The organism is Pseudomonas sp. P4_C3, from assembly GCF_056402075.1.
On record NZ_JBFUIC010000261.1, the window covers coordinates 1 to 5,841 of the forward strand.

Sequence of the window (5,841 nt, forward strand, 5' to 3'; positions counted from 1 at the left end):
CCCTGGTTCTGCTCGCCAGTGCCTTGAGCCTGGCCGCGTGCCACAACACTTCGCTGCCGACGCTGCCGCTCGCACCGGAAAGCGCTACCGGTTTCCGCACCGACTTGCGCACCCAGCACGCCGAGAAATACATGGCAGCGGCGGCCAACCCACTGGCGGCCGAAGCCGGGCGAGAGATGCTKCGCCGGGGCGGCTCGGCCATCGATGCCGCGATTGCGATGCAAGCGGTGTTGACGCTGGTCGAGCCACAGTCTTCGGGCATCGGTGGCGGCGCATTGATCGTACTCTGGGATGGCAAAGCCGTGCGCACCTACGACGGACGTGAAACCGCCCCGGCCGGCGCCACCGAGAAGCTTTTCCTGCAGGCCAACGGACAACCGATGGGCTTCACCCAGGCGCAGATTGGTGGGCGCTCAGTGGGTACGCCGGGCGTGCTGCGCGCTCTGGAACTGGCCCATCAAAAACACGGACGCCTGCCCTGGGCACAACTGTTTGAACCGGCCATCCAGCTCGCCGAACAAGGCTTCGCCATTTCGCCACGCCTGCACCAGTTGATCGCCGCGGATTCGTCCATGCCGCATTCAGCGGAAATGATGGCTTACTTCCGAAATGCCGATGGCAGCCCAAAAGCCGTCGGCACAAACCTGAAGAACCCGGCTTTGGCCGCCGTGTTCAAACGCATCGCCCATGAAGGTCCCGATGCCCTGTACAAAGGCCCCGTCGCCGAGGAAATTGCGACCAAGGTTCAGGGTCACACCAACCCCGGCAGCCTGTCCCTGACCGATCTCGCCAACTACCAGGCCAAGGAGCGCGCGCCGCTGTGCACCGACTACAAGCGCTGGCAGGTCTGCGGCATGCCGCCGCCGTCGTCGGGAGGGATCGCCGTGGCGCAGATCCTCGGGACATTGCAAGCCCTGGAGACTCGCGACAAGCGCCTGGCGCTGGCGCCGCTGAAACCGGTCAAGACCGCGGCCCCGGCCGGCATCGAACCCGTCCCGCAAGCCGTGCACCTGATCTCTGAAGCCGAACGCCTGGCCTACGCCGACCGCGCTCAGTACGTCGCCGATACCGACTTCGTCCCGGTGCCGGTCAAAGGCCTGGTCGACCCCGCCTACCTTGCCAGCCGCGCCGCCCTGATCGGCGAACGCAGCATGGGCACGGCCAAACCCGGCACTCCGCCGGGTATCCGGGTGGCCTATGCGCCGGACCGTTCGCCGCTGCGGATTTCCACTTCGCAAGTGGTGGCCGTCGATGATGCAGGCGGCGCCGTGTCGATGACCACCACCATCGAGTCGGCGTTCGGCTCGCACATCATGGTTCAGGGTTTCATGCTCAACAACGAGATGACCGACTTCTCGTTTATCCCCGAGGAAAACGGGCAAAAAGTCGCCAACCGCGTCGAGCCCGGCAAACGCCCGCGCTCCTCCATGGCCCCGACCCTGATCTTCGACCGCCAGAGCGGCGAATTCCTCGCCACCGTCGGTTCCCCCGGCGGCTCGCAAATCATCGAATACGTGGCCAAATCCACCATCGGCCTGCTCGACTGGAACCTCGATGCCCAAGCCGCCATTAACCTGCCCAACTTCGGCAGCCGCAACGGCCCGACCGAACTGGAACAGGGGCAGTTCAGCCCGACGCTGGTTCAGGCGCTGAAAGACAAAGGGCACAGCGTGAGCGAAATCGACATGACCAGCGGGACCCAGGCGATTGTTCGGGTCAAGGATGCCCAAGGCAAAGCGTCGCTGACAGGCGGGGCCGATCCGCGGCGTGAGGGGCAAGCGTTGGGGGATTGAGTCGTACGCGGGAATGAGAAAGGGCTTACCGATGGGTAGGCCCTTTTGTTTTATGAGCAAGCGAAAATCAGCCGCTCACTTATCGACTGATCTTCAACCCCTGCCGAACATGGTGCTTTTCCAGCGCCAGCTCGATCAGTCGCGTCACCAGTTCGCTGTAGGTCATGCCGGTGGCCTGCCACAGTTTCGGGTACATGCTGATGCGGGTGAAGCCGGGCAGCGAGTTGATTTCATTGATCAGCACTTCGCCGCTGTCGGTCAGGAACACGTCGACGCGGGCCAGGCCGGAGCAGCCCAGCACCTGGAATGCCTCGACGGCCAGGGCGCGAATGCGCTCGCTGGCCTCGACGCTGATATTGGCCGGCACCACCACTTCAGCCGCCGTGTCGTCGATGTATTTGCTGTCGTAGGAATAGAACCCGCTGCGCACCACGATCTCGCCGCAGCCACTGGCGATGGCGTCTTCATTGCCGAGCACCGCGCACTCAATCTCGCGGCCGCTGACGGCAGATTCGATCAACACCTTGGTATCGAAACTCAAGGCCAACGCCACCGCAGCAATGTACTCAGCCTCGTCGGTGACTTTGCTCACGCCCACGGAAGAGCCCTGATTCGCCGGCTTGACGAACAGCGGCAAACCGAGCCGGGACTGAACCTCGGCAAACCCGGTACCCGCGGCCGTGGCACGGGTCAATGTCACGAACGGCGTCACGGCCAGGCCGGCATCGCGCAGCAGGCGCTTGCTGATGTCCTTGTCCATGCAGACGGCCGAGCCGAGCACATCGGAGCCGACAAACGGCAGATCGGCCATGCGCAGCAAGCCTTGCAGGCAACCGTCTTCCCCGAGGGTGCCGTGGACAATCGGGAAGATCACATCGACGTGGCCGAGCAATTCCTGGCTGGAGGTTTCCACCAGTTGCTGGCTGGCTTTACCCGGCACCACAGCCAGTTCACGATTGGATTGATTAAGGGCGATCAGCGCCGGGTTTTCCTGGTTCAGCAAAAAATTCGAAGGGTCGTTGAGGTGCCAGTGGCCTTGTTTGTCGATGCCGATCAGCACCGGCTCGAAGCGTGAACGATCCAGCGCATCGACGATGTTTTTCGCCGACTGCAGCGACACCTCATGCTCGGCCGAACGGCCCCCGAAAATGATCCCCACGCGCAGCTTGCTCATGACCTGGCCTCATCCTGACAAATAAAAAACGACCTATAGAGAATGCGCCCCACAGTGCAGTATTTGCCCTTGGTTTTCTAGCGGACAAATCGCCTTCCGATCAGAAGACAGAGAACCGCTGACTGGGTTACCGTGTTGCGCATCAAGCTCAAGACAATCATCACCATGGCCAAGCGTCCGCCTCGCAATGACTGGTTCCATCGCGCGCCCGATGTCGGCGGGTTACAGCGTTTCGAGGCGTTTTTTGCCGGCCATGGCTACGACCTTCACCGCCACGACACCTATGCCATCGGCCACACCCTGGCCGGGGTGCAGAGTTTTCAATATCGCGGCGGCTGGCGTCACAGCCTGCCCGGCGCAACGATCGTGCTGCACCCGGACGAAGCCCACGATGGCGAGGCCGGCACAGAGTCCGGCTTCCAGTACCGGATGATGTACATCGAACCGGCGCTGATCCAGCAGATGCTCGGCGGGCAAGCGCTGCCATTCATCAAGACCGGGCTGTCGAACGATCCCCGCTTGTTCGCCGCCACGGGCGCGTTGCTGCGCAGCCTGGATTGCCCGCTCGATCCACTGGAAGAACAGGACGCGCTGTTCGATCTGGCGCAAGCCATGAGCACGGTTTCCGGTGCGCCGGGCAAACGCTCGGGTTTTGATTACGTGGCCGCGCAGCGTGCGCGGGAATACATCCACGGCGCTCTGGATCGCACCGTGACCCTGGATGAACTGGCGCAGCACAGTGGTCGGGATCGCTGGAGCCTGTCCCGGGATTTTCGCCTGTTGTTCGGCACCAGCCCCTACCGCTACCTGACCATGCGCCGCCTGGACATGGTCCGTGCGCTGCTGATTCAGGGTCAGAGCCTGGTCGGTGCCGCGCTGATCGCAGGCTTCACCGACCAGAGCCACATGACGCGGCAATTCGGCAAAACCTATGGCCTGTCACCGGCCCGCTGGATGAACATGCAGCGCCGTTGAGCCACGCACAATCGTACAAGAAGCGCGTTGAGTCGCTGGCTATCGTGGGTTCACCAATCACCGCGAGAGCTGTTTCATGAACACTTACGAAAGCCTGAACTTCGCTGAAAAAATCAGTCGGATCGATTCCCACTGGTCGCCCCGGGTCATCGCCGAAATGAACGACTACCAGTTCAAGGTGGTGAAGCTGCTGGGGGACTTTATCTGGCACGACCATCTCGATACCGACGAAACCTTCATCGTGCTCGAAGGCCGGCTGCGCATCGATTTTCGCGATGGCCACGTGCTGGTGAACGCCGGGGAAATGTACGTGGTGCCAAAAGGCGTCGAGCACAAGCCCTGTGCCGAGCAGGAGGTAAAACTCCTGCTGATCGAACCCAAGGGTGTACTGAACACCGGCAACGAAGGTGGTGAGCGCACAGCCGAGAATGATGTGTGGATATGAGCGCTGACCGGCTTACACCTGCAAGGTCTTGCCGTCCACCGGCTCGCCAATGGTCAGGAAGTGCCCGCCCGCCACGTGGTGCAAGGTGCGCAAGGCATCTTGCCCTTCGAAGTGCCAGCGCCCTTCGCTGAACACGCGCTCGTCAGCCTGGGCGGCAATCACTTCGGCCAGGAACAGATCGTACTGCTGGTGGTTGTTCGGCTCCGGCAACAGGCGACATTCCAGCCAGGCCACGCAGCCTTCGAGCATCGGCGCATCAACCGACTGACCGGTGAACGTCTGCAAGTCGTAGGTTTCAAACTTGTCGCGCCCCTGGCCCTGGGTCAACTCCAGGCCGGAGGTCGAACCGACGGTCTGCACAATGTCGGCCTGGGCAGCGCACGGGACGTTCAGCACAAAAGTGCCCGAAGCCTCCAGCAACTGGCGAGTCCAGGTGGACTTGTCCAGCACCACGGCAATTTTCGGTGGTTCGAAATCCAGCGGCATGGCCCAGGCTGCCGCCATGATATTGCGCCGGCCACCGTGGGCTGCGCTGACCAGCACGGTCGGGCCATGATTGAGCAGACGATAGGCCCTGGACAAGGGAACCGGACGGCGGTGGGAAGCGCTCATGGAAGTCTGCTCCTGGGGGAAAAGAGCCGATTGTAACGGGATAAAACACGCTGAAATGAAAAGATCGCCGATGGCGATCTTTTCAGGCTTCGGGCAAAACGCTGGACTCAACTCATCAGTTGATTGGCAAACTGCCCCACCGCATTGACCACTTTCTGCGCGCCGTCCTGGATCTCGACAATCACCGTACCCGCTTCCGCCGCCAGGGCCAGGCCCTGTTCGGCCTGGAGCTTGCCGTCGGTCATCAGCGCCACGGCGTTGCGCGCCATGTCCTGGTTCTGCCGCACCACGAGGACGATTTCGTCGGTGGCCTGGCTGGTGCGCGACGCCAGTTGCCGGACTTCATCCGCCACCACGGCAAAGCCCCTACCCTGCTCGCCTGCACGCGCCGCTTCGATGGCCGCGTTGAGCGCCAGCAGGTTGGTCTGCTCGGCAATGCCGCTGATGGTTTTGACGATGGTACCGATCACCAGCGACTGCTCGTTCAAGGCCTCGATGCCATCGCCAGCGGTTTGCATGTGCTTGGCCAGGTCACGCATCACGTCCACGGCCTGGGTCACCACGGCGTTACCGCGCTGGGCGCTTTGGTCGGTTTGCTGCGAGGTGCTGTAGGCGATGTTGGCGGCCTCGGCGACGGCTTGTTCCTGATTGACCTGATCGGTAATCACCGTGGCGAACTTCACCACCTTGTAGAGCCTGTTGTTGGCATCGGCCACTGGGTTGTAGGACGCCTCCAGCCAGACCGTACGACCGTGGCTGTCGACACGCTTGAAACGGTCGGTCACGTACTCGCCCGCGTTCAGGCGACGCCAGAAGTCCTGGTACTCGGCACTGTTGTACTC

General features: G+C 62.3%; 6 protein-coding genes. 3 read left to right on the plus strand and 3 right to left on the minus strand.

The annotated features are described in order from the left end of the window. Positions 1-2 precede the first annotated feature (2 nt). The gene (ggt, locus tag AC1DVH_RS25015; protein ID WP_477756071.1) at positions 3-1,793 is read left to right on the plus strand and encodes a gamma-glutamyltransferase; all 1,791 of its coding nucleotides are present in this window, start codon (positions 3-5) and stop codon (positions 1,791-1,793) included. Positions 1,794-1,872: 79 nt separating this feature from the next. Here ggt and ddlA read toward each other — a convergent pair whose 3' ends face one another. Next, positions 1,873-2,967 carry a D-alanine--D-alanine ligase gene (gene ddlA / locus AC1DVH_RS25020; RefSeq protein WP_477756072.1) on the minus strand — a complete coding sequence of 365 codons (1,095 nt, stop codon included), beginning with the start codon at positions 2,965-2,967 and terminating at the stop codon, positions 1,873-1,875. A gap of 165 nt (positions 2,968-3,132) precedes the next feature. On the opposite strand from ddlA, the gene AC1DVH_RS25025 reads away from it, so the two are divergent. Then, positions 3,133-3,942 (plus strand): AraC family transcriptional regulator, encoded by an 810-nt coding sequence (locus AC1DVH_RS25025; RefSeq protein WP_477756076.1) that lies wholly within the window; start codon positions 3,133-3,135, stop codon positions 3,940-3,942. A 76-nt stretch (positions 3,943-4,018) separates the two neighbouring features. Continuing rightward, complete coding sequence (locus AC1DVH_RS25030; RefSeq protein WP_477756073.1) at positions 4,019-4,387, plus strand: cupin domain-containing protein; 369 nt, start codon at positions 4,019-4,021, stop codon at positions 4,385-4,387. 12 nt (positions 4,388-4,399) lie between these two features. Here the strand turns inward: AC1DVH_RS25030 and AC1DVH_RS25035 are convergent, their stop codons facing one another. Beyond that, entirely contained in the window at positions 4,400-4,999 is a 600-nt protein-coding gene (locus tag AC1DVH_RS25035) for a flavin reductase family protein (RefSeq protein WP_477756074.1), read from the minus strand. A 107-nt stretch (positions 5,000-5,106) separates the two neighbouring features. Then, positions 5,107-5,841: methyl-accepting chemotaxis protein (locus AC1DVH_RS25040; RefSeq protein WP_477756075.1), on the minus strand; the 735-nt coding region annotated here is incomplete at its 5' end.

Excerpts from the sequence above, each read along its gene's own strand:
- ddlA (WP_477756072.1), bottom strand. The coding sequence starts at position 2,967 with ATGAGCAAGCTGCGCGTGGGGATCATTTTCGGGGGCCGTTCGGCCGAG.
- AC1DVH_RS25025 (WP_477756076.1), top strand. The coding sequence starts at position 3,133 with ATGGCCAAGCGTCCGCCTCGCAATGACTGGTTCCATCGCGCGCCCGAT.
- AC1DVH_RS25030 (WP_477756073.1), top strand. The coding sequence starts at position 4,019 with ATGAACACTTACGAAAGCCTGAACTTCGCTGAAAAAATCAGTCGGATC.
- AC1DVH_RS25035 (WP_477756074.1), bottom strand. The coding sequence starts at position 4,999 with ATGAGCGCTTCCCACCGCCGTCCGGTTCCCTTGTCCAGGGCCTATCGT.